At 58.0% G+C, this 23139-nt stretch carries 22 protein-coding genes; 12 read left to right on the top strand and 10 right to left on the bottom strand.

Annotated features, from left to right (window positions below; all coding sequences use genetic code 11):
- Positions 1 to 23: 23 nt before the first annotated feature.
- Complete coding sequence (locus QPM17_RS15330; RefSeq protein ID WP_285391719.1) at positions 24 to 503, bottom strand: TlpA family protein disulfide reductase; 480 nt, start codon at positions 501 to 503, stop codon at positions 24 to 26.
- A 72-nt stretch (positions 504 to 575) separates the two neighbouring features.
- Between QPM17_RS15330 and arsC the strand changes: the two genes are divergently transcribed.
- From arsC to tfpB, 4 genes are read left to right on the top strand one after another with little or no spacing between them, the layout of a single operon-like run.
- Positions 576 to 929: an arsenate reductase (glutaredoxin) gene (gene arsC / locus QPM17_RS15325; protein ID WP_285391718.1), complete on the top strand. Its 354-nt coding sequence runs from the start codon at positions 576 to 578 to the stop codon at positions 927 to 929.
- A 13-nt stretch (positions 930 to 942) separates the two neighbouring features.
- Positions 943 to 1548, top strand: coding sequence for an NAD(P)H:quinone oxidoreductase (wrbA, locus tag QPM17_RS15320; RefSeq protein WP_285391716.1), 606 nt, complete (start codon positions 943 to 945; stop codon positions 1546 to 1548).
- A gap of 28 nt (positions 1549 to 1576) precedes the next feature.
- Entirely contained in the window at positions 1577 to 1945 is a 369-nt protein-coding gene (locus tag QPM17_RS15315; RefSeq protein ID WP_285391715.1) for a DUF2069 domain-containing protein, read from the top strand.
- Between the two features lie 13 nt (positions 1946 to 1958).
- Entirely contained in the window at positions 1959 to 3761 is a 1803-nt protein-coding gene (gene tfpB / locus QPM17_RS15310) for a type IV pilus assembly ATPase TfpB (RefSeq protein ID WP_285391714.1), read from the top strand.
- Positions 3762 to 3773: 12 nt separating this feature from the next.
- Here the strand turns inward: tfpB and QPM17_RS15305 are convergent, their stop codons facing one another.
- From QPM17_RS15305 to smrA, 9 genes are all read right to left on the bottom strand, one after another.
- Complete coding sequence (locus QPM17_RS15305) at positions 3774 to 4823, bottom strand: DUF3080 family protein (protein WP_285391712.1); 1050 nt, start codon at positions 4821 to 4823, stop codon at positions 3774 to 3776.
- Positions 4824 to 4872: 49 nt separating this feature from the next.
- Entirely contained in the window at positions 4873 to 5565 is a 693-nt protein-coding gene (gene mtnC, locus QPM17_RS15300; protein ID WP_285391711.1) for an acireductone synthase, read from the bottom strand.
- Positions 5562 to 6122, bottom strand: coding sequence for a 1,2-dihydroxy-3-keto-5-methylthiopentene dioxygenase (locus tag QPM17_RS15295; RefSeq protein ID WP_285391710.1), 561 nt, complete (start codon positions 6120 to 6122; stop codon positions 5562 to 5564). Before QPM17_RS15295 ends, mtnC begins: the two co-directional genes overlap by 4 nt.
- Entirely contained in the window at positions 6119 to 6745 is a 627-nt protein-coding gene (locus QPM17_RS15290; protein WP_285391709.1) for a methylthioribulose 1-phosphate dehydratase, read from the bottom strand. Before QPM17_RS15290 ends, QPM17_RS15295 begins: the two co-directional genes overlap by 4 nt.
- Positions 6746 to 6792: 47 nt before the next feature.
- Positions 6793 to 7764: an XdhC family protein gene (locus QPM17_RS15285; RefSeq protein ID WP_285391708.1), complete on the bottom strand. Its 972-nt coding sequence runs from the start codon at positions 7762 to 7764 to the stop codon at positions 6793 to 6795.
- Between the two features lie 8 nt (positions 7765 to 7772).
- Positions 7773 to 9977 (bottom strand): xanthine dehydrogenase family protein molybdopterin-binding subunit, encoded by a 2205-nt coding sequence (locus tag QPM17_RS15280; protein WP_285391707.1) that lies wholly within the window; start codon positions 9975 to 9977, stop codon positions 7773 to 7775.
- Between the two features lies 1 nt (position 9978).
- The gene (locus QPM17_RS15275) at positions 9979 to 10464 is read right to left on the bottom strand and encodes a (2Fe-2S)-binding protein (protein WP_285391706.1); all 486 of its coding nucleotides are present in this window, start codon (positions 10462 to 10464) and stop codon (positions 9979 to 9981) included.
- Between the two features lie 70 nt (positions 10465 to 10534).
- Positions 10535 to 10726 carry a hypothetical protein gene (locus tag QPM17_RS15270; protein ID WP_285391705.1) on the bottom strand — a complete coding sequence of 64 codons (192 nt, stop codon included), beginning with the start codon at positions 10724 to 10726 and terminating at the stop codon, positions 10535 to 10537.
- Positions 10727 to 10768: 42 nt separating this feature from the next.
- On the bottom strand, positions 10769 to 11347 hold the full coding sequence (gene smrA, locus QPM17_RS15265) for a DNA endonuclease SmrA (RefSeq protein ID WP_285391704.1): 579 nt from the start codon (positions 11345 to 11347) through the stop codon (positions 10769 to 10771).
- A 183-nt stretch (positions 11348 to 11530) separates the two neighbouring features.
- Here smrA and QPM17_RS15260 point away from each other — a divergent pair, with 183 nt between their 5' ends.
- The 8 genes from QPM17_RS15260 to QPM17_RS15225 all read left to right on the top strand — a co-directional run bounded on the left by QPM17_RS15260 (position 11531) and on the right by QPM17_RS15225 (position 22950).
- Positions 11531 to 13447: a putative nucleotidyltransferase substrate binding domain-containing protein gene (locus QPM17_RS15260; protein ID WP_285391703.1), complete on the top strand. Its 1917-nt coding sequence runs from the start codon at positions 11531 to 11533 to the stop codon at positions 13445 to 13447.
- 17 nt (positions 13448 to 13464) lie between these two features.
- The gene (locus QPM17_RS15255) at positions 13465 to 14175 is read left to right on the top strand and encodes a 3'-5' exonuclease (protein ID WP_285391702.1); all 711 of its coding nucleotides are present in this window, start codon (positions 13465 to 13467) and stop codon (positions 14173 to 14175) included.
- 207 nt (positions 14176 to 14382) lie between these two features.
- Positions 14383 to 14646, top strand: coding sequence for a DUF4212 domain-containing protein (locus tag QPM17_RS15250; protein ID WP_250092768.1), 264 nt, complete (start codon positions 14383 to 14385; stop codon positions 14644 to 14646).
- Positions 14647 to 14652: 6 nt separating this feature from the next.
- Positions 14653 to 16422 carry a sodium:solute symporter family protein gene (locus QPM17_RS15245; RefSeq protein WP_285391701.1) on the top strand — a complete coding sequence of 590 codons (1770 nt, stop codon included), beginning with the start codon at positions 14653 to 14655 and terminating at the stop codon, positions 16420 to 16422.
- A 97-nt stretch (positions 16423 to 16519) separates the two neighbouring features.
- Complete coding sequence (locus QPM17_RS15240) at positions 16520 to 17026, top strand: hypothetical protein (RefSeq protein WP_285391700.1); 507 nt, start codon at positions 16520 to 16522, stop codon at positions 17024 to 17026.
- 52 nt (positions 17027 to 17078) lie between these two features.
- Positions 17079 to 20597 carry a hybrid sensor histidine kinase/response regulator gene (locus QPM17_RS15235; protein ID WP_285391699.1) on the top strand — a complete coding sequence of 1173 codons (3519 nt, stop codon included), beginning with the start codon at positions 17079 to 17081 and terminating at the stop codon, positions 20595 to 20597.
- Positions 20594 to 22237, top strand: coding sequence for a tetratricopeptide repeat protein (locus QPM17_RS15230; protein ID WP_285391698.1), 1644 nt, complete (start codon positions 20594 to 20596; stop codon positions 22235 to 22237). Before QPM17_RS15235 ends, QPM17_RS15230 begins: the two co-directional genes overlap by 4 nt.
- Entirely contained in the window at positions 22234 to 22950 is a 717-nt protein-coding gene (locus tag QPM17_RS15225; RefSeq protein ID WP_285391697.1) for a sensor histidine kinase, read from the top strand. Before QPM17_RS15230 ends, QPM17_RS15225 begins: the two co-directional genes overlap by 4 nt.
- Positions 22951 to 23139 lie beyond the last annotated feature (189 nt).

Here is a 23139-nt window from a genome sequence, read left to right as displayed (position 1 = left end):
GTTGATTCCGGATCAGGGTGGGATCAGCGCCCGATCAGTTCTTTGATGTCTTCTTCGGTCTGGGGGCCGAAACGGGCTTCCACCAGATCTCCGTCAGGGTTAATAACGAACGTTGCCGGCAGGGCTACCGGCGTTTTCCAGCCAAATTCGGGGCCGGGATCCTCGGCCAGCATGCCGTATTCGATCCCCATTCTCCTGCCCAGATCGATCAGTTCCTGGCCCTGGATATCATCAAAATTAACACCCAGGACCACAATGGCGCTGGCCCGGTCAAGGCTGTTGAGTTCCGGAATTTCCTCAAGGCAGGGTTTGCACCATTCTGCCCAGTAATTCACCAGCACCCAGTGGCCACGGAGACTCTCCCATTCCAGAACCGTTCCGTCCGGCTTTTCAAACCGGTGGCTGTCGCATCCCGCCAACATCAACAGGCCCAGTATAATACCGATCCTGTACAACCTGGCGGAACAACGCCCCAATGCAGTGCCACTGGCAGGGTATTGCACAGGGAGACCTCCTGTTAGACTACGGCGCTTGTGCATACTTGCGGTTTACCTGACCCGGAAAGATGGAGAACCATGACAGAACCGACCCGAATTTTCCACAACCCGCGCTGTTCAAAATCCCGGCAAACCCTTGAACTCCTTCGAGAACAGGGTGTTGAACCAGAAATTATACGCTACCTGGAAACGCCGCCAACAGAGCAGATACTGGAACACATCCTGGAGGCACTGGATATCGGCCCCCGGGAGCTGATGAGAACCGGGGAAAAGGAATACCAGGAACAGGGGCTGGACGACCCGGATCTTGACCGGGACACCCTGATCAAGGCCATGGTGGAGACGCCAAAGCTCATCGAACGCCCCATCGTCATCAAGGGCAACAAAGTGGCCCTGGGCCGTCCGCCCGAGAACGTCCTCAACATTCTTTGAACGGAGACAGGCGATGGCTTCCCAGCCCCCCTACATTCTGGTGCTCTACTACAGCCGCACCGGCCAGACCGCGGAGATGGCCACCCAGATTGCGCGGGGCGTGGCCCGGGTGTCAGGCATGGATGCAAGAATTCGCACAGTGCCCAGTGTATCGCCAGACACCGAGGCTTCGCTGCCGCCGGTCCCGGACGACGGGGCGCCTTACGCCAGCAAAGACGACCTGGCGAACTGTTCGGGGCTCGCTATTGGCAGTCCGACCCGCTTTGGAAACATGGCAGCGCCGCTGAAGTATTTCCTCGATAGCACCGGGGATCTGTGGCTGAATGGCACACTCACCGGCAAGCCGGCAGGCGCCTTCACGTCCACAGGGAGCCTTCACGGCGGCCAGGAAAGCACCCTGCTGACCATGATGGTGCCACTGCTGCATCACGGCATGGTGTTATGTGGAGTGCCTTATTCGGAAAACGCCCTCAATGAAACCACAGCCGGTGGCACACCCTATGGGCCGTCCCACTGGGCGGGCACCGGAGAGCCGCAGGCCGTGACCGGGCATGAAAAGGCCATTTGCCAGACATTTGGTGAACGCCTCGCCCGGCTGGCCGTAAAACTAAGTGTCTAACAGCCAATCACCAACAACGGAACCCTGAATGCTTCACAATCCGAAAGCACGCATCACGGCACGACTGACCATTGCACTCTATCTTGCAACCCTGGCGGCACTGCTTGTCACCACTTTCTATCCCGTGCAGACGGAGGGCGTATCCGTCACTCTCATGCTGAGCATCAAACTGATCCCGCTCCTGGCCTTTGCCGTGCCGGTTTTCCGGGGCCATAACCGGGGCTACATCTGGCTCAGCTTTGTGGTTATTTTCTACTTCACCCGTTACGTTGTCTCCGCCTGGCTCAGCGAGGGCGCCATTGCCCCAATGCTGCTTGCTGTGCTGACCTTCCTGCTGTTTACAGTGGCCATGGTCCACCTTAAGGTGAATCGCCCGCAGCCGGTTTCAGAAACCTGACAGGAAGCGCACCATGGCCGAAAGCTCCCATCCACCCGCGCCCCACAGAAGCACGCTGACCCTGAGGGACATCTGCACCGCGCTGGTCACCAGCGGCGAGATCACCCAGGAGGACGCAGAGAAGGTTCTGTCGGCGAACATCAGCACTTTGACCAGCGGCAGCGGGCCCGCCAGCCAGCGCCACCCGCTGGAACTGGTGGCCAAGGCAGGACTGGAGAGCCAGAAAACCGGGCGTACGCTGGACCTGGACAAGCTGACCCAGTGGCTGGCGGAATGGGCGGAACAGCCCTACTACCATATCGACCCTCTGAAGATAGACACGCCGGCCATAGCCCGGGTGATGTCCTACGCCTTTGCCCAGAGACACGGCATCCTTGCCGTGGAAATCGGCCGCGACGAAGTCCTGATCGCAAGCAGCGAGCCGTTCAAGAGTGACTGGGAGGGCAACCTGCAACAGGCAGTGGGTAAGGATATTCGCCGCGTGGTGGCCAACCCGGAGGACATTCGCCGTTACACGGTTGAGTTCTACCAGCTGGCCAGTTCCGTCAGCAAGGCCGGCGGCAACAGTTCGGCCAGCCCTTCAGGGGCCCAGAACTTCGAGCAGCTACTGGACCTGGGCGCCAGCGAACACCCCGACGCCAATGACCAGCATGTGGTCAAGATTGTCGACTGGCTGCTGCAATACGCCTTTGATCAGCGGGCGTCGGATATCCACATCGAGCCGAGGCGAAACGTCACCCAGGTGCGCTTCCGCATCGACGGTGTGCTGCACAACGTGTACGAGTTCCCGGACCAGGTAGGCGTGGCCGTCACCAGCCGCCTCAAGATCCTTGGCCGGCTGAATGTGGCGGAAAAGCGCCGCCCCCAGGATGGCCGCATCAAAACCCGCAAGCCGGACAACAGTGAAGTGGAACTGAGACTCGCCACCATGCCTACCGCCTTCGGTGAAAAAATGGTGATGCGGATCTTTGACCCGGAAGTACTGCTGAAATCCTACGAGCAACTGGGCTTTTCAAAAGAGGACCGGGAACGTTGGCAGGGCATTACCGAACGCCCCCACGGCATTGTCCTTGTCACCGGCCCCACGGGGTCCGGCAAGACCACCACCCTGTATTCCACCCTCAAGCAACTGGCCACGCCCGAGGTGAACATCTGCACCATCGAGGACCCGATCGAGATGGTGGAACCGGCTTTCAACCAGATGCAGGTGCAGACCAACATTGACCTGACCTTCGCCTCCGGCGTGCGGGCGCTCCTGCGACAGGACCCGGATATCATCATGATCGGCGAGATCCGCGACCTGGAAACCGCCGAGATGGCCGTGCAGGCTGCCCTTACGGGACACCTTGTATTGACCACGCTGCACACCAACGACGCACCCAGCGCCATTACCCGGCTGATGGAACTGGGCATCCCACCCTACCTGATTCGTGCCACAGTCCTGGGTGTCATGGCGCAGCGGCTGGCCAGGACACTGTGCCCCCATTGCAAGGAACCCGGGCCGGTGGATGAACAGGCCTGGCAAAGCCTCACGCGGCCCTGGAAGGCAACCACCCCCAAGCAGGTCTATCACCCGGTTGGTTGCCTGGAGTGCCGGAACACCGGTTACTATGGTCGGGCTGGAGTCTACGAAATCATGCAGCTATCCGGTAACCTGATCCGCCAGATTACCGAGCAGTGCGAACTGGAACAGCTGAGGGTCGATGCCTACAAGGGGGGCATGAAATCCCTACGGCTCAGTGGTGCCCAGAAAGTATCCGCCGGTTCCACTACCGTGGAAGAGATCCTGCGGGTTACCCCCGAGAGCCAGCGTTAAACCGCCCCCTCTTCATGAATCCGGGGAAACGGCGCACTGGTCCAGAAGCTGCTGCCAACGCCTGGTATGAGACTCAACCGCCCGGTCCAGCTGGCCCCAGAGGCTTGCGGAGTTTCTGCTATCAAGAATCCGCCGGTACCATGCCCGGAAAGCATCCGGCATGGTTTCTGCCTGCTGGGCCGCCAGCCTTTCGAGCGGCTCGATGAGGGCCGCTCTCGCCTTTTCGATACGTTCCAGATAGGGCTCGACAACATCGGCATAGCCATTGGTGTAGGTTGCCCTGAGGGCCTCCTGCAGCCTGGCATCCCCCTCTTCCGGGCACAACGGATCGTTTTCAATCCTCTCCACCAGCAGGGCAGTTGCATCGTCAATACGAGTGCTCAGCAGCCGGGCACTATTCATTAACTGACCCGCCCGGTGTTCGGCCTGCCAGCGCTGATGAACTTCGCCGACGTAATCCAGCGGCTCATCCCGATTGCCGGCCAGCAGGCCCGCCACTGTCTGATTCAGACGCATGACGCCGGAAGCCAGATCCGCAACCGGGTTTTCATCATGCTCGAGGGGGTAATGCCCCTGGGAAAGGGTAAAAAGCCGCTCCACTTCCTCAACCCCCCAGGTCGCGTTCCATATGACAATGGGGAGTGTTTCGGATTTGCTCTCAATGGCCTCTTCCAGTTCTTCCCTGACGCCATCCCTATCGATTTCAGCAATGCAGTCCTCAGCGGCCCGGACAAACCTTGTTTCATACCGCAATCGATTCAGAGGCTGCATCACCCTGCCCATGATGGAGTTTTTCTCACCAACCACGTATTGCAGCTCACAACCATACAGGGACAGGAAATCCAGCATGCCCATATCCAGGTCCGGCACCTCCAGAACACGCTCACGCCGGCGGGGAATCTGCTGGACTGGCTGAATGTCGGAAAGCTCGGGTTTCAGCTCCAGGGCATCTGCCACCTGCGCCACATAATCGTCCATCATGTCCTGCACGCCGGAGCCCGGCGCGCAGCCCACAAGGAACAGGCACAGCAATGGAGGGAACAGTCTTTGAAAATCAGGCACGGGGCCTCCTGCTCACGAGGTTTTGAGAGAAGAAGGCACAGAGGGTGGGTCAGCGTTTCAGCAGAAACCGGTCGACATCCGCAAAGTCCCTGGCCACGGGGCGCCCGGTTTCGGGTATATCACCCTCCCGGATCAGCCAGACCGTCTGCATGCCAACGCTTTCAGCCGCTTGCAGTTCGGCCTCCACATCGGACAGGAACAGCACAGTACGAGGTTCGACACCCAGCTCATTGATGATGTTACTGTAAGAGTCCGGCTCTTTCTTGCCGCCGATACGGGTGTCGAAGTAACCGGAGAAGAACGGTGTCAGGTCCCCGGCTTCACTGAACCCGAATATCAGCTTCTGTGCCTTCACAGATCCGGAAGAGTATACGAACAGACGCAGCCCCCGATCATGCCAGCGCTGAAGATACTCGGCGGCATCTTCATAGATATGTCCCTTGAAGGCGCCCTGCTGGTAACCCTGTTCCCAGACCATGCCCTGCAGGGTTTTCAGCGGTGTTTCCTTGCGGTCCTCACGAATCCAGGTATCCAGCACGCCGATCAGCCCCTCAATATCGTCCCTGTCTACCCCGGATGCCTCCGAAACGGCGTCCAGTTGCTCACGGATGTCGGTGCTGTCCGCCTCCCCTTCCCGCACAAAATCAGCCATGTGCTCCGCTGAGTAGGGGAACAGCACGTCATGAACGAAGGAGATCGAACTGGTAGTGCCCTCGATGTCAGTGAGGATAACGCGGATCATCCGGCGGCTCCTGCAAGGCGCTCATAGCGTGGCAGGCGGCTGGCAATATCCTCGCCGGTAAAATCCGCAACCCAGCCCTCGGGATTGGTAAACAGACGAATGCATGTGAATGCCGGCTCCGGCCCCATATCAAACCAGTGACGCGTGCCATCCGGTACGCTGATCAGGTCGTTCTTCTGACACAGAACGGCGTATACCTGGTCACCAAAGTGCAGGTAAAACAGGCCCTGACCCCGAACGAAAAAGCGCACTTCGTCTTCGCTGTGCACGTGCTCATCCAGAAACTTTTTGCGGAAGGCGTCTTTCTGGGGATTGTCCGGGTTGAGGCTTATGACATCTGCCGCCTGGAATCCACATTCGTCCTTGAGCGCACGGATCTCATCCGCATACGCCTCGAGGATGTCTTCCGATGATGCATCCGCGGGGAGATCCCGGGTGGTCCATTGCTCGAACCGCACGCCGTGCTCGGCGAGCAGGTTGGCAATCTTGCCGGCGTCTTCGGTGACCACGCGGGGGGCTTCGGGCGAACTCTGGTCAAAAATACTCAAGGTAGTCATCGGCGGACCCTCATGGTTTCAAGCTCACATTCAAAGAGAAATTCAAAAGCTTCAACATGGCGCAGGCAGTCTGACATGGTCCTGCCCCAGGTATAAAGGCCGTGCCCGCGGATCAGATAACCGGGCTGATCCGGATGCTGCCTGAACCAGTCGCCTGTCTGTTGTGCCAGCGCGGCGATGTCCTGAGTGTTGTCGAAAACAGGCACGGTAAGTTCTGCTTCATGGGTATCAATGCCTGAAAACGCTTTCTGCAGCTCGTAGCCCTGCAACGTCAGTGGTTTGCCGGCTGGCAGCAGGCGGCTGAGCACCGTTGCCTTGACCGAATGGGTATGCAGCACTGCGCCAACCTCAGGAAACGTCTGGTAAAGAACTGTATGCAGCCGGGTTTCAGCGGATGACCGGGCATTGCTCTGGACAGCATTTCCGTCCAGATCGACCACCATCACGTCACCAGCCACCAACTGACCTTTATGACGACCGGATACGGTGACGGCAATATGCTCATCATCAATCCGCGCCGAATAATTGCTGCTGGTCGCGGGAGACCAGCCCTGGCCGTAAAGAAATCGGCCGGCATCGATAATGGATTGCGCGGCAATGGCGTAGCGGGTTACGTCAAACAAAAGGCACCTCGAAACAGACACGCCGGTTCAGCGTTTGATGGTTTCCATTATAAGGATGGGTGGGCCACCCGCAAATGCTGACGGCTGGTGATCAGGTCCGCGACCACTGAAATGGCAATTTCAGCAGGGGTTTTGCTGGGAATATTGATACCGATCGGGGCTTTAAGCCTGTCCAGTTGTTCCTCGGTCACTCCAAGCGACTTCAGACGGGCACGACGCTCGGCTGATGTCCGGGCAGAGCCCATGGCACCGACGTAAGAGGCGCTGGAATTCAAAGCCGCCAGTAACGCCATGTCATCAACCCGTGGATCGTGCGCCAGGGCCAGTACACCAGCCCAAGGGTCATTGAAAGAACGACTGACGAGGTCATCCGGCAGCGCTTGAACCAGCGGAAGATCAGCGTGGCCCCAGCCTTGTGAAAAGGTCGGGCGCGGCTCGCACAGCGTGACCGAAAAATCCGCTGCTCCGGCGAACTCGGCGACATAACGGGCCACTTCCCCCGCGCCTACAAGCAGGAGGCGGAATTCAGGTATCAGCCCGTGGCGGACCACCTGTTCCTCAACCCTCACTCCGGAGTGCCGGATGTCCGCCTGCTCACACCCGGCCTGACCGGACGTCAGCGAGACTGTCCGGGCAACCGGGGTACGCGTTTGCAGAGCCTCCAGCACCGTTTCCACGTGGGGCAGGTCCCGCTGCGAGAACAGCGGCTCCACCAGCAGGCGTATACGGCCACCACAGGGCAAACGGAAATGATCCCGATCCTGGTCGGAAATGCCGTAATCAATGAGCTGGGGCGTATCGGGGCCGCCGGCAGCGCAGCGGTTGAGCAGATCCTCCTCCAGGCAACCACCGGATACCGAGCCGGACCAGTCGCCATCACTGCTGACAGCCAGCCAGGAACCAGCGGGCCTGGGGGAAGACCCCCAGGTTTCGGTGATGGTACACAACCAGACCCGTTTTCCGGCAAGCAGCCAGTTGCGGACGTCGTTAAGAACGGTTTCGTGGGCGCCTGTGCTCATCCGGTCGTTTACACCTGCGCTTTCAGTGGAAGACGGCGCTGGCGCTTGCCGGTAAGGGCAAACAGTGCGTTACCCAACGCCGGGATCACCGGTGGAACACCTGGCTCGCCGACACCGGTTGGCTCTTCGTTGCTGTCCACGATGTCGACCACCACTTCCGGCCGCTGGTCGTGCCGCATCAGCGGGTAATCATGGAAGTTGCTCTGCTGGACCTGCCCGTCTTTGAACGTGATGTCGCCATAAAGCGCCGCTGTGAGACCGAAGATCACACCGCCCTCAATCTGGTCGCGCACAATGTCCGGATTGACTACCTGACCACAGTCAACGGCACAGACCACCCTGTGTACCCGGATCTCTCCGCTATCAACACTGGCCTCCACTACCTGGGCCACGTAGGTGCCAAAACTGCGGAACAGGGCCAGGCCACGAGCCCGGCCTTGTGCTGCAGGCTCCTCCCACCGGGCAAGCCTGACGGCGCGTTCCAGCACCTCCAGGTGCCGGGGCTCATGGTCAATCAGCGATCGCCGGAACTGGTATGGGTCCTGTCCAAGCTCATGGGCCAGCTCATCCATGAAGGTTTCAACCGCGAAACCGTTATGGGAGAAGCCAACCGACCGCCACCAGGACACCGGGACACCGGGGTCGGTGTGAGTGTGGCGAATATCCAGATTAGGCACCCGGTACGGATACTCGATGGCGCCCTCTATAGCGGAATGGTCCTTTGGCGTCGCAATGCCCTCAGCCATCAACCCCACCCGTCCCAGGGTGTCGTAAAGAAATTTCGGCGCCCAGGGATACTGCGCAGGTGCCGCATTGCGTACGTACCAGTCCAGTATCTGGGGGCCAACGATCTGGTGGTGCCAGCCAGTCAACTGGCCGTCGCTGACACTGGCCTGCATACGATGCAGCATGGCCGGACGATAGAAGTCGTGGCGGGTGTCTTCCTCCCGCGACCAGATCAGCTTGACCGGCTTGCCGACCCTGAATGCGACCGCCGCGGCTTCCTCGATATAGTCGTTGGTCAAACGACGCCCGAACCCGCCACCCAGAAAGGTGGTATGGATGGTCACCTCGTCCGGCGAAAGGTCGGTTACCCTGGCTGCGGCAATACGGCCAAGGTCCGGCGCCTGGGTCGGCGCCCAGACTTCGATTCGGTTGTTCCGGTACCAGGCCGTGGCGTTCATCGGTTCAAGTGTGGCGTGGGCCAGGTAAGGCTGCTCGTAGGCGGCTTCAACCAGCCGTTCGGCATTTTCGGCCGCATTATCAAAGTCGCCTTCGCTGCGCTCACTCTCGCCCGGGTCTTCATCGGCTGCCTTGTGATATGAGGAAAATACCTGATCGGAGGACACATCCAGAGCCTCACTGTTATCCCATTCAACAGTCAGTCTGTCCTGTGCCTTACGGGCCCGCCAGTATTTGTCGGCGACCACCGCAATGCCGCGCTCAATTTCGAAAACATCCAGCACGCCGGCCATCTTGCGAACGTCGGTATCATCGAAGGACCGGACTCGGGCGCCATAGCGCGGCGGGCGTGTGACCACGGCATAAACCATGCCTTCCAGATCGACATCAATACCATAGATCGGAGAGCCGGTGGACTTGGCTTCGGCATCCAGGCGCCCACGGCTCTTGCCGATATACTTCCATTCTTTCCGGGGTTTGAGCCCAGGATCATCAGGCACTGACTGCTTTGCCGCCAGCTCGACCAGCCGGCCATAGGACAGGGTATCGGTTCCGTTCGGATGCACCACCCTGCCTTCAGCCGCCCGGCAATCCCCGGGGCTGACAGACCAGACACTCGCTGCAGCATTTACCAGCATGATCCGGGCCGAGGCCCCGGCTATCCGCAGTGGCTGCCAGCTTGTCGCCACGCTGGTGCTGCCGCCGGTCAGTTGCAGCTTATAGAGAGGATTGCGGTACTCAGGAGCCACCGGTGCAAACCTCGGCTGTATGGAAGCGGGCTCCACCTCCAGTTCTTCAGCAATCAGGGTGGTCAGGCCGGTGTAGGTGCCCTGCCCCATTTCTACCCGGGCCAGCGTGAAATAAACCCGGTCGTCGGCTGTTAGCTCAAGCCAGGCATCGGGCTTCCACTCTCCTCTTTTCTCGTCGTACCCGGTCTGTATTCCGGCACAACCCGGCAGCGACAGGGACAGCACCAGTCCGCCAGAGGTACCTGCAGTGACCTTGAGGAAGTCGCGTCGGTTCATGGACATATCACGCCTCCTCACGGCTGGAATGATCAGCCTGGTTTTCAACCACGGACTCAACGGCGGCAACTATCCGGGAGTAGGTGCCGCAACGGCACAGATTACCGCTCACCGCAGCGACGATGTCTTCCCTTGATGGCGACGGGTTGTGTTGCAGGAGATGGGCAGCACTCATGATCTGGCCCGACTGGCAGTATCCACACTGGGGCACACCATGCTCCACCCACGCCTTTTGCAGGGGATGCAGGTCACCATCCGATGACAGGCCTTCTATGGTGGTCACATCCCCACCATCAGCCATTTCCACCGGCGTAGAACAGGAACGCACCGGCTGCCCGTTCAAATGTATGGTGCAGGCACCGCACAGCCCCTTGCCACAGCCGAATTTGCTTCCCTTGAGCCCGAGTTCGTCGCGAATTACCCACAGCAGCGGGGTATCGCTTTCCACCTCAACGGTGTGCTTTATACCATTCACAGTCAGGCGCACGGCCATGAATACTCTCCCGTGTTCGCCGGGGCCTGGCCCCCGGCTGATTTATTATTCTGTTTGAGCCGGAACGGCCTTATTTAATGACGTCTTCACCGTCCTTGTCGGTCCAGATCTTTCTTTCACCTGTTTCCATCTTTCCCTTGGAATCCCAGACCTCGCGGTCCTGGGTTGCCTCGTCCACTTTGCCTTTGTCGTCCCAGATAACACGGTCCTTGCACCCTGCCAGGGCCGCTACCACGAAAAGTACCAACATCAGCTGTTTCACTCTTACCTCCGGACCGATTCGATCGGTTGTGACGGATGATTCTCAGGAACCGTGGATTTCACGGTTACGTTGCTTGTCACGATCGCCTTTGCGGACCATGACGTAGACGGCACCAGTGCCGCCGTGACGTTTCTGTGCCGAATGAAATGCCAGCACATCGTCCAGTTCCGGCAGCCATTTGGCGATATAGCTCTTGAGCTGGGCAATGCCATCCGGGTTACGCTCACCCTTGCCATGCAGAATCATGACGGATCGCAACCCGTAATGAACACAGTCCGTGACAAAGCCAAACACTTCCCTGCGCGCTTCTTCTACGGTCATTCGATGCAGGTCCAGGCGCGCTTCAATGGGGTACTGCCCCAGACGGAGCTTGCGAAATACCCCGTGCTGGACCCCCGGGCGCTGCCAGCACAGGACATCGTGGGCGGTCAGGGGCTCCACCATGTCTGCAGTCAGTGGATTGCGGTCCTTCAGCGGCTGGTCCATGGCTGACCGTTGCCGCTCGAGATGGCCGGGCGTGAGCTCCTTGGGGGTCTTTACATCGGCCTTGTTGGGCTTCCGGATGCGACGGACGTCCTTCATCTCCTCCAGAAAGCTAAGGCGCTCATCTTTGGTCGTCATGTCAGTATCATTTGCAGTCGGATTGATGGGACTTTACCACCGGCCTCCCCCATCATAAAGCGGGCCCATACAACCCGACCTGCAGTAGCAGGAGTAAATGCCTATCAGACAAAAATCTTAGCGCCCCCAGAGCCATAGTTGGTCTACACTTCAGGCACATAAAAACGACAACGGACAGCGTTTATGACCGCAGCACCCCAGGACAGCGAACGCCCCCAGAATACCCGAGCCATTATGACCTTTCTGCGGGAGCACTCGCCATTTTCAAACATGGACGACGCGCATCTGGCCCATTTTGCTGAACACGCCTCCCTGCGATTCTATGGGGACGGCGATGTTGTGCTTTCCCCGGAGGATGGCCCGGTAAAGCGCTTCTATATTGTCAAACAGGGCCGTATTCGCGGCGAAAGGGCCCGTGACAAGGATGGGGAGACGGAAACCACTTTCGAAATCAGTCAGGGGGAGTGCTTCCCGCTGGCCGCCCTGATCGGGGAGCGCCCTACCCGCACCCTTCACCGCGCCTCCGGGGATACCTTCTGCCTCAGTATCGAACACGATACGTTTGTGATGCTGTTTTCCCAGAGCGACCCTTTCCGCGATTTCTGCCTGCGCGGTGTCAGCAGCCTGCTCGATCAGGTAAACCAGCGAATCCAGACAAGCGCCATGGCCTCCATTGGCTCCAGCAATTCCCTGGACACCCCGCTGGAGCGATACGCCATTCGCAATCCCATTGTCTGCTCTCCAGACCTGCCAGTGCGCAAGGCCGTCGCACGTATGCACGAAAACAATGTCGGCAGCATCGTGATAACGGATGACGAGCGGCGTCCGACGGGCATCTTTACCCTCAGGGACCTGCGCACCATGGTGGCGGAAGAAAAAGGCCCTCTGGATACGCCAATCGGGCAGGTCATGACCAAAGAACCCTGCTGCCTGACGGCCCAGGCCGATGCGTTCGAGGCTGCAATGCTCATGGCGGAACACCATTTTGCGCACATCTGCGTGGTTGACGACGAAAACCATCTGATCGGCATGGTTTCGGAAAGAGATCTGTTCTCCCTGCAACGGGTGGATCTGGTGAATCTTGCGCGCACGATCGGCACAGCCAGTCATCTCCGGACCCTGGTCAGCCTGAGAACGGATGTCTCCAGGCTGGTGGACGCCATGCTTGCCCACGGAGCGGATTCCGGCCAGGTGGTAAAGATCATTACTACCCTGAACGATGTCACCGTGCGCCGGGTACTGGAACTCAACATCAAGAAGAATGACCCGGGCATACCTTTTACCTGGCTGACATTCGGCAGTGAAGGTCGACAGGAACAGACCCTGCTGACGGACCAGGACAATGGCATTCTTTTCCAGACACCCGACGGGATGACCGAGGATCAGGTGCGGGAGAAACTGCTGCCCTTCGCCGAAACCGTCAACAACGAGCTGGCAGAATGCGGCTTTACCCTGTGCAAAGGTAATATCATGGCCAGCAACCCCAAGCTCTGCCTCAGCGGCAGGGAATGGGATGACTGGTTTATCCGCTTCATTGATGCATCAACACCCCAGAACCTGGTGTACTCGTCCATATTCCTCGACATGAGGGCCGTATTCGGCCCCACGGAGCCACTGGATGCCCTGCTGGATAAGGTCCTCACTCGCATTCGCAAGAACGACCTGTTCCAGAAAATGCTTGCGGGCAACGCCATCACCCGCAAACCCCCGCTGACCATGTTCCGCAACTTCCGCTACGTCCAGGAGGGCAAGAAGAAAAAACTGGACCTGAAGCGTCAGGGGTTAGCCCCCTTCGTGGAGGCCGTCCGGGTATTTGCCCTGGCCAATGGCGTTGGCGAAGCCAATACGCTGGAGCGCATGAACAGGCTTGCAGAGAAAGGCATCTTCGACCCCAAGGATGCCAACGCCTGGCAGGAGGCCTACAGCCTGATTCAGGCCATCCGCATGAGAGCTCACCAGGAAATGCTGGAACGGGAAGAGCCCTTGTCCAACTACATCGATCCGGACGACCTGAACCCTCTGGACCGGCGGATTCTTCGCGAATCCTTCCGCCAGGCCCAGCGCCTCCAGCAGAAACTGGAAGTGACTTATCAACTCTGACCACCGGGCCGACTGTTATGCTGGAGCAGATCAAAGACTGGATTGAAAGGCTCAGGGCCGGAAGTACGGGCGGACCCGATCGCGAACACCTGCCAACTCCGAAAACCGCCGGGGACCAGCGCCTGTCCGATTGCAGGCTGATCGTACTCGACCTTGAAACCACCGGCCTCAACGCCTCCAAAGACGAAGTGATTGCCATCGGCGCTGTGGCCATCAACAACAATGCCATCGCCATGGACGATCAGTTCGACCTGATTCTCAGACGCCCTGAACTGGACATCAGCGAAACCGTCCTGATTCACGGCATCGGCCCGGAGGCTCTGACCCGGGGCCACGAGACCGAAGACGCCCTGCTGCATCTGCTCGAGTGGATGAACGGTGACCCCATCCTTGCCTACCACTCCGTGTTCGACCAGAAATTCCTTGAAAAAGCCCTGCGACAGACCCTGGGTTACACACAGCCCCATACCTGGATAGACGTGGCAGAGATGCTCCCGGCTTTCTTCCCGGATGCAAAAACCGGCGGACGCGGGCTAGACAACTGGGCAGACTTTTTCGGCCTGGAAGTCAGTGCCCGTCACCATGCGGCAGCCGATGCCATGGCCACCGCAGAACTCACTCTGGCGGTCATAAACAAGGCACGGAAAAACGACGTCACGACACTCAAAGACCTCAATGGAAAACTGAAGTACTACCGGCAATTGAAAAACATGCATCGGCATGGCTGACAACCTGAACTGTGTCGCGTTTGCGGACGTTTTGTGAGGCAAATAACTGAGAATTAGACCTTTTGCCAATATCTATATATCGCTTGACGGGTAAAGTCGGAGAGGACAACAAGTCGGAGAAGAACTATATGAATAATAATTTCTCTACAACCAACACTTCACAGAAAACCCACCCAACCTCCACAACAAAAAGACAGGAGTGATCCTATGTCAGGTCATGACTACGATGCTGTGAATTACTGGAAGGCGAACCTCCGCCTGATATTCGGGAGCCTGATCGTCTGGGCCCTGGTATCTTACGGGTTTGCGATATTGCTTCGCCCCATGCTCGCCGGAATTCCTATTGGCGGAACCGACCTCGGGTTCTGGTTCGCCCAACAGGGTTCGATTCTTACCTTCATCGCGCTGATCTTTCATTACGCATGGCGTATGAACAGGCTCGATGAAAAATTCGACGTGCATGAGGAGTAAGTTCGAATGGACCAGTTTATAATCAACCTGTTGTTCGTTGGCGGTTCATTCGCCCTCTATATCGGTATCGCCATCTGGGCGAAGGCCGGTAGCACAAGTGATTTCTACGTCGCGGGTGGCGGCGTTCACCCGATCACCAACGGTGCAGCTATCGGCGCTGACTGGATGTCTGCGGCATCCTTTATCTCCATGGCGGGCCTGATTGCCGCCGGCGGTTACGCCAACTCTACCTTCCTGATGGGCTGGACCGGTGGTTACGTGCTGCTGGCGATGCTGCTTGCCCCTTACCTGCGTAAATTCGGCAAGTTCACGGTTCCCGAGTTCATCGGTGATCGTTTCTACAGCAGAAATGCGCGGTTCGTGGCAGTGGCCTGCCTGATTGTGGCGTCGGTTACCTACGTTATCGGCCAGATGGCCGGTGCCGGTGTGGCCTTCTCACGCTTCCTGGAAGTAGATGCCACCATGGGTCTGATTATCGCTGCGGTCGTGATCTTCATCTACGCCGTACTCGGTGGCATGAAAGGCATCACCTATACCCAGGTGGCCCAGTACTGCGTTCTGATCATTGCCTACACCATTCCTGCGGTGTTCATCTCACTGCAACTGACTGGCAACCCGCTACCTCCGCTCGGCCTGTTCTCTACCCACGTAGAGTCTGGCGTACCGCTGCTGGAGAAGCTCGACCAGATCATTACCGAACTGGGTTTCCGGGATTACACGGCTGATGTGGACAACAAACTGAACATGGTTCTGTTCACCCTGTCACTGATGATCGGTACTGCTGGCCTCCCGCACGTTATCATCCGCTTCTTCACCGTACCCAAGGTTGCAGACGCACGCTGGTCCGCTGGCTGGGCGCTGGTCTTCATCGCCCTGCTGTACCTGACAGCGCCTGCCGTTGCTTCCATGGCCCGACTGAACCTGATGACCACCATCTACCCAGAGGGTGTCGACAGTCAGCCGATTGAGTATGATGAACGGCCACAGTGGGTTCGTGAATGGGAGGTTACCGGCCTGATCCAGTTCGAAGACAAGAACAACGACGGTCGCATCCAGTTCTACAACGAAGGCAATCCAGAGTTTGCTGAAGAAGCCGAAGCCCGTGGCTGGGAAGGCAACGAGTTCACCTACAACAACGACATCCTGGTACTGGCCAACCCCGAGATTGCAAACCTGCCAGGCTGGGTCATCGGCCTGATTGCAGCCGGCGGTCTTGCTGCGGCACTGTCGACAGCGGCTGGTCTGTTGCTGGCGATATCGTCCGCGGTGAGTCACGATCTGATCAAGGGTGGCTTCAATCCGAACATCTCGGAGAAAGGGGAGCTACTGGCAGCGCGTATCTCAATGGCCGTTGCCATTGTGCTGGCCACCTATCTGGGGGCCAACCCTCCAGGGTTCGCGGCACAGGTGGTAGCTCTGGCCTTCGGTATCGCGGCAGCCTCGCTGTTCCCTGCGCTGATGATGGGTATCTTCTTCAAGCGCATCAACAACGTTGGCGCCATCTCGGGCATGTTGGCTGGCCTGGGTGCAACCCTGGTCTACATCTTCATCTTCCTGGGCTGGTTCTTCATTCCTGGAACCAACAACCTGGCCAACACTCCGGATAACTGGCTGCTGGGTATTTCCCCGCTGTCGTTCGGTGCGGTTGGTGCAATCATCAACTTTGCGGTAGCCTTTGCGGTCTCTCATGCGACCGAAGAGCCGCCCGTTGAGATTCAGGAACTGGTCGAAAGCGTTCGTTACCCACGTGGTTCCGGCACCGCTACTGACCACTAAGCAACACGTCAGCCAAAGACAGATGAGAATCTGACAGGCTGAACCTGAACGGGCTTCCTCCTTGGGGAAGCCCGTTTTTTTTCAAGGAAACAATCTTATGTTCTGGACTTTTGTGGCGACAGTATTCTGTGGTCTCGGCGCTGCAGGCATCGCCCTCAGTATACGTGCCATCACCCGCAAGAAAGCGCCCAAGTGGATTATTCCCGCATTCGCCGGAGCCGGTATGCTGGGTTACCTGATTTACATGGAGTACACCTGGTTTGATCTCAAGCAGGCCCAGCTTCCAGAAGAAGCTGTTGTTGTCAGTACCGAGGAATATGGCGCCCCCTGGCGGCCGTGGGCCTACGTTGTACCCCAGATCGCCGCCTTCACCGTTCTGGATACCAACAGTATCACCAGGGATGACCCTGACCAGAACATCGTCCGCTTCAGCCTTTATCGCTTCGAACAGTCCTATACAGATGCGGTATCCCAGAAAATGTATCTGCTAAACTGTGACACCCGGGAGCTGGTCCCCCTCAAGGGCGAAAAGAGTCTGGATACCAGCGCACTCCGAACACTGCCCGAAGACGACCAGTTACTGGAGCTTGCCTGCAACCAGTAGATCCGTTTTCCAGGCCTGACGTCCGTTCATCGTATTTTGGGAAAGCCTGTTTATGCTCAGTGGCTGGCTGTTAGTCCTCATTTCGATCACTTACATCTCGCTGCTGTTTGCCATTGCCTGGGCTGGTGACCGCCATCCCGGGCTGTACCGCCGGCGCTGGGCGAGAACCCACATCTATGCCCTGTCCCTAGCCGTCTATTTCACATCCTGGACCTTCTATGGCGCTGTAGGACGGGCCACGCAGGAAGGACTGGGCTTCCTGCCCATCTATCTGGGTCCACTGCTGGTGTTTGTTTTCGGCGCTCCACTGCTGCGCCGCATAATCTTTATCAGCAAACGCAACAACACTACCTCCATTGCAGACTTCATTGCCTCGCGCTATGGCAAATCGCAATCCCTGGCGGCGATGGTCGCCGTCTTCGCCCTCATTGGCAGCGTCCCCTATATCGCGCTCCAGCTGAAAGCCATCTCCATGGGCTTCAACGTGCTTTCCGACGCCGGAAACACCCATACCGAGCTGAGCACAGCCGCCTGGACCGACTCAGCCTGGTATATAACTCTGGTGTTGGCCGTGTTTACTGTCCTCTTCGGTACCCGTCACCTCGAGTCCACGGAACACCACAGGGGCATGATTCAGGCCGTTGCCTTCGAGTCAGTGATCAAGATCGTTGCCTTCGTCGCCGTCGGCCTGTTTGTCAGCTACGGCCTCTATGGTGGTTTCGGCGATCTCTGGGCCAATGTCCGCGACGCCGGACTGGTAGGTACACTCACTACCGATGGTATCGAGGCGCCCGCCTTTATTACCCAGACTCTGGTAGCGATGCTTGCCATCATCTGCCTGCCGAGGCAATTTCACGTCATGGTGGTGGAGAACACGGACCACCGGGATTTCGAGACTGCCCGATGGGCCATGCCCATCTACCTGATCATCGCCAGTGCCTTTGTACTGCCTATTGCAGCGGCCGGGCTTCTGTCGCCGGAAGCCGGCTCATCAGACCCGGACGTCCTGATCCTCAACCTGCCCATCCTGGCAGGTGAACAATGGCTCGCCATCCTCGCCTTCCTGGGGGGCGGCTCGGCGGCCGCAGCGATGGTCATTGTCTGTTCCGTAGCTATTGCCACCATGGTCAGCAATGAGATCATCATGCCGGCACTGCTGAAATTCTTCCGGCCGGGCATGAACAAGCGTTCGGATCTCAGCTACCTGTTGCTGAGCATCCGACGGGTTGCCATCTTCGTGGTGATGCTCACCGCCTATGGCTTCTACCGGATGGCCGGCGAGGACTACAGCCTTACCGCTTTCGGGCTCCTGTCGTTCGCAGCAGCAGCTCAGTTTGGCCCAGCCCTCGTGGGAGGCATACTCTGGCGCCGAGGCAACCATACGGGTGCGGTGTGGGGGCTGGGGCTGGGCTTCCTCATGTGGTGCTACACACTGCTGCTACCGGCGCTGGCCTCAACTGGCTGGCTCACGGATACGCTCATCGAACAGGGCATCTGGGGAATCAACTGGACCAGACCTACCGCCCTGTTTGGCTCTGAACTGGACCAGATCAGCCACGGCATCATCTGGAGCCTGGGCATTAACACGGTCACCTACATTGTGCTTTCCATGCTCACTCGCCAGCGGGTACGGGAAAAAATCCAGATCGCCTCGTTTTTCCATGACCCCCAGCCAAGGGCCGAAACGCCCCAGCAGCAGAGCTGGCAGGGTGAGATTCTGACCTCTGACCTTCAGGCCATAGCCGACCGTTTCATGGGAGAAGAACGGGCGGAAGCCATTTTCCGCAATTACGAACGGCGCAACGCCATCCGCCTGCACCTCCATCGCCCTGCATCATCACACCTGATGAAGTTCATTGAGCGCCAGCTGGCCTCGGTCATAGGCGCATCAACGGCCAGAGTCGTACTTGAGTCGACGCTGACCGGCCGGGACATGCAGATTGAGGACGTTGTCAGTATCGTCGACGAGGCCTCCCAGGCCATGACATTCAGCCGGGAGCTCCTGCAGTCCGCCATCGAGAACATCAGCCTGGGCGTTTCGGTGGTAAATCATCAACAACAGCTGGTGGTATGGAATCAACGCTACCTGGAGCAGTTCAACTACCCTGCCGGTTTTGTTCGTGTTGGCCGGCCGGTGGAAGATCTGATGCGCTACAACCTGACCAATGCCAATCTGCCGGCAAGACGCATTGACGAGATTATTACGGACCGCTGCAACCGAATGAGGGAAGGCCTGCCCATGTCCTATGAGCGGCAGCGTCCGGATGGAACCGTACTGCGGATTGATGGCAGCCCGATTCCCGGCGGTGGCTATGTCACCACGTTCCAGGACATCACCGCCATGCGCCGCACCGAACAGGCGCTGAAGGAAACCAACATCTACCTGGAACAGAGGGTGAAGGAACGTACTCAGGAGCTGCAGGTCATCAACGAGCAGATGCTCAAGGCCAAGTCCGTTGCCGAGCAGGCCAACCAGAGCAAGACCCGCTTCCTCGCCTCGGCCAGCCATGATCTGCTGCAACCCCTGAATGCCGCGCGCCTGTTCACGTCGGCCCTCGCCGGCAAGGCCCGTGATCCGGAAATGACCGAGCTGGTGGAGCACATCGACAGCTCGCTGGGGGCAGCCGAAGAAATCATCAGCACCCTGCTGGACATCTCGAAACTGGATGCAGGTGCGCTGGAGCCGGATATTGGCGTATTCCCGGTCAATGAAATCATGCGACATCTGGCAACGGATTTCTCTGCCATTGCCAAGGATCAGGGCCTCGATCTGCACGTGGTACCCAGCAGTGCATGGGTAAGGTCCGATTCCAAACTGCTCAGACGGGTGATCCAGAATTTCCTGTCAAATGCCATCCGTTACACGCCCAGCGGAAAAATCCTGCTGGGATGTCGGCGGCTGAAGGGCTATATCCGCATTGAAGTCTGGGATACCGGCCCCGGCATCCCCGATGACCAGCTGGCCCATATCTTTGAGGAGTTCCGCCGCTTTCAGCAGGGCCGCGACAAGAAGGGACTGGGGCTGGGCCTGGCCATTGTCGATCGTATCTGCGGCATGCTCAATCACCCGGTAAACGTCCAGTCGGTTCAGGGGCTGGGCAGCGTGTTCAGCATCACCGTACCGATCGCCCCTGCCGGGCACAGTGAGCAGAGTACCTCCAGACCCGCGGCAACATCACGGCGCGTCTCCAGCCTGGGTGGACTGCATGTGCTGTGTATTGACAACGATCCGGCCATACTCCATGGCATGAGCGCGCTGCTGGACAACTGGCAGTGTGATGTCACCACTGCCGAAAGCCTGGAAGATGCCCGCTACAAACTGAACGGTACTGAACCCGATATCATACTGGCGGATTATCAGCTTGATGATAACCGCAACGGTCTGGATGCAATGGACTCATTGAGAGCAGAGGCAACCAATGATATACCTGGCATACTTATTACCGGCTACATGGCTCCGGAGGTCAGGGAGGATGCCATCAGAAGGGGCTACCAGATTCTCTATAAACCTGTGAAGCCAGCGGCCCTCAGAGCTGTGGTTAACAAGTTACTCAAGCAGAAGCGTCCATGACAGATTCCAAAAACAATGCTGTTGGCAGCACCTTCGCCAAACTCAGTTATTTGATTGTCGATGATTTCGAGAATTTCCGCCTGTCCATGAGGCAGATGCTGCGCAGCTGTGGCGCCGACAAGATCGAGCTTGTCCCCAATGCCTCAACGGCCGTTCAGTACTGCGCCTACAACCATGTTGATGTTGTGCTCTGCGACTACAATCTGGGAGAGGGAAAAAACGGCCAGCACATCCTTGAAGAGCTGCGGCACAAGAAACTCCTGAAGCGTTCATCCCTGTTCCTGATGGTCACCGCCGAAACGTCCAAGGAAATGGTGATGGGCGCCAGGGAATACCAGCCGGATGCCTATCTGACCAAACCCATTAACCGCGCCATGCTGGAAAAACGGCTCAGCGGCCTTATCGCGCAAAGGAACGCCCTGCTTCCCATCAACCGGGAAATCGACCGGGAAAACTATCCTGAAGCCATATCGCTGTGTCTGCAGGCGCTTCCCACAAAGCCACGCTACAAGACGTGGCTGATGAAAACCCTTGCAGACCTCTATTACCAGCTCGGCGATTTCAGCCATGCCCTGAAAATCTATGACGACGTGTTGGCGCAAAGGGACCTCTCATGGGCAAGGCTGGGACGCGGCAAAATATTGGTCGCCACCCAGAATTATGACGACGCCATTGTTACCCTCAAGGAACTGGTGACCAAACATCCTGACTACATGGAAGCCTATGATCTTCTGGCCGAAGCGCTGGAAAAGCTGGGGCGGCCTACCCAGGCCCAGCAGATTCTTGAGAAAGCCGCCGAGCATTCTCCCAATGCGCTATTAAGACAAAAGCACCTTGCAGCGCTGGCTGCTTCCAACCAGGACATGTCAACGGCTTCCGATGCCTGGCGCCAAACCGTCTCGCTGGGGACTCACTCGATTCACGACAGCTCGGAGCACTACCTGGCATTGGCGCAGTCGCTGTCGGATCTCAGTGAAGGTGATACCTCAGACGAGGGCTCAAGCCACGCCGACGAAGCTCTCACCATCCTGCGACGCATGGAAAAGCGCTTCGCTGACCAGGAAGATATCAAGGTCAGGAGTCGCATTGTTCAGGCTCGCGTGCATGCCGGTCAGGGCAAATTGAAGGAAGCTCATAAGGCCATCGAGAGCGTCGCCGACGCACTGGGCGATTCCGACCTTATGGACCCCGAGGTCGGCCTCGATTATGCCAAGACACTGTTCAGGCTGGGTCAGGATGATGACGCGAAAAGCCTTCTGACAGCTCTCGCCAGTCGCTACCATGATGATCCCACGTTACTGCAGAGGATCGAGAACCTGCTGGATGAACCGGTAGGTTTCCGGCAGAAGCTTCAGGCCCGGTCCCTGAACAGGGACGGGATCAAGGCGTTTGAGGCGGGGCAACTTGATGAGGCCGTTTCCACGTTTAGCCAGGCTCTTGAGATAGTCCCCTCCCACGCAGCACTCAATCTCAACCTGGTGCAGGTATTGATGAAGAAATACCAGGAGGCACCGGATGATCGGGAACTGCTGACGCGCTGTGAAAAGTACCTCGCCAAACTCTCGGGATTGCCGGAACAACACAGACAGTATCGTCGCCTGGTTTCCCTGCGTAAAAAACTGGAAGGAATGATGTCATGACCACCAAGAACCACGACACCGCTACCGAAATACGAGAGTCACAGAGTATCGACTTCTCGATGGTTCTGGCATCGGCCGTTCATGACATGAAGAACTCCCTGGGAATGCTGCTGAACTCTCTTGATGAGCTACGCCAGGAACAGGCCGGCTCCATTGGCGAGTCCTCACGCTTCAACACCCTTCAGTACGAAGCCGAGCGTATGCACAATGACCTGGTGCAGCTTCTGGGCATTTACCGCCTGGGCGAGAACAACCTGTCGGCGCACATTGAAGAACACTTTGTGCCAGACTTTCTGTCCGAGCATATGGCCCGGCACACGCCACTTCTCGACGGACTGGGAATCGAGCTGGATATCGAGGCCGATGAGATTAACGGTTTTTTTGATGAAGACCTGCTGACAGGCGTGCTGAACAACACCATCAATAACGCAATACGATACACCAAGAGCCGGATCAAACTCACTGCGTCAGAGCAGCAGGGGTTCCTGGTTATTGGTGTCGAGGATGATGGTGATGGCTATCCTGAGAGTATGCAGCACAGTGGCACACCGGGTTTCAAATCCCTTGATTTCAACAGCGGCAGTACCAGTCTGGGGTTATTCTTTGCCTCGTCTGTGGCCCAATTGCACAGTGAAGGAGACCGGACCGGATCTATTCGGCTTCATAACGGTGGCAGTCTGGGGGGTGGGGTGTTTGAGATCTGGTTGCCTTGAAACAGCGTGCGTTGCATGCCTTGTCACATGGGGCCGTTGTAGTGAACAGAAGATAATCGTATCCCAAATAAAAAACCCCCAACGGCGTAGCCGCTGGGGGTTTGTTATTTAGGAGCCTGACGATGACCTACTCTCACATGGGCAGAAGCCACACTACCATCGGCGCTGGTCTGTTTCACTGCTGAGTTC

The organism is Marinobacter azerbaijanicus, assembly GCF_030250645.1.
In the GTDB taxonomy this organism is placed as follows: Bacteria; Pseudomonadota; Gammaproteobacteria; order Pseudomonadales; family Oleiphilaceae; genus Marinobacter; species Marinobacter azerbaijanicus.
This window is presented reverse-complemented; position numbering and strand designations above follow the sequence as displayed.

Excerpts from the sequence above, each read along its gene's own strand:
- mtnC (WP_285391711.1), bottom strand. The coding sequence starts at position 5,565 with ATGATCCGCGTTATCCTCACTGACATCGAGGGCACTACCAGTTCGATC.
- QPM17_RS15260 (WP_285391703.1), top strand. The coding sequence starts at position 11,531 with ATGACCGCAGCACCCCAGGACAGCGAACGCCCCCAGAATACCCGAGCC.
- QPM17_RS15250 (WP_250092768.1), top strand. The coding sequence starts at position 14,383 with ATGTCAGGTCATGACTACGATGCTGTGAATTACTGGAAGGCGAACCTC.
- QPM17_RS15240 (WP_285391700.1), top strand. The coding sequence starts at position 16,520 with ATGTTCTGGACTTTTGTGGCGACAGTATTCTGTGGTCTCGGCGCTGCA.
- QPM17_RS15315 (WP_285391715.1), top strand. The coding sequence starts at position 1,577 with ATGCTTCACAATCCGAAAGCACGCATCACGGCACGACTGACCATTGCA.
- QPM17_RS15280 (WP_285391707.1), bottom strand. The coding sequence starts at position 9,977 with ATGTCCATGAACCGACGCGACTTCCTCAAGGTCACTGCAGGTACCTCT.
- QPM17_RS15285 (WP_285391708.1), bottom strand. The coding sequence starts at position 7,764 with ATGAGCACAGGCGCCCACGAAACCGTTCTTAACGACGTCCGCAACTGG.
- QPM17_RS15230 (WP_285391698.1), top strand. The coding sequence starts at position 20,594 with ATGACAGATTCCAAAAACAATGCTGTTGGCAGCACCTTCGCCAAACTC.
- smrA (WP_285391704.1), bottom strand. The coding sequence starts at position 11,347 with ATGACGACCAAAGATGAGCGCCTTAGCTTTCTGGAGGAGATGAAGGAC.
- QPM17_RS15295 (WP_285391710.1), bottom strand. The coding sequence starts at position 6,122 with ATGACTACCTTGAGTATTTTTGACCAGAGTTCGCCCGAAGCCCCCCGC.
- tfpB (WP_285391714.1), top strand. The coding sequence starts at position 1,959 with ATGGCCGAAAGCTCCCATCCACCCGCGCCCCACAGAAGCACGCTGACC.
- wrbA (WP_285391716.1), top strand. The coding sequence starts at position 943 with ATGGCTTCCCAGCCCCCCTACATTCTGGTGCTCTACTACAGCCGCACC.
- arsC (WP_285391718.1), top strand. The coding sequence starts at position 576 with ATGACAGAACCGACCCGAATTTTCCACAACCCGCGCTGTTCAAAATCC.
- QPM17_RS15255 (WP_285391702.1), top strand. The coding sequence starts at position 13,465 with ATGCTGGAGCAGATCAAAGACTGGATTGAAAGGCTCAGGGCCGGAAGT.
- QPM17_RS15235 (WP_285391699.1), top strand. The coding sequence starts at position 17,079 with ATGCTCAGTGGCTGGCTGTTAGTCCTCATTTCGATCACTTACATCTCG.
- QPM17_RS15275 (WP_285391706.1), bottom strand. The coding sequence starts at position 10,464 with ATGGCCGTGCGCCTGACTGTGAATGGTATAAAGCACACCGTTGAGGTG.
- QPM17_RS15245 (WP_285391701.1), top strand. The coding sequence starts at position 14,653 with ATGGACCAGTTTATAATCAACCTGTTGTTCGTTGGCGGTTCATTCGCC.
- QPM17_RS15225 (WP_285391697.1), top strand. The coding sequence starts at position 22,234 with ATGACCACCAAGAACCACGACACCGCTACCGAAATACGAGAGTCACAG.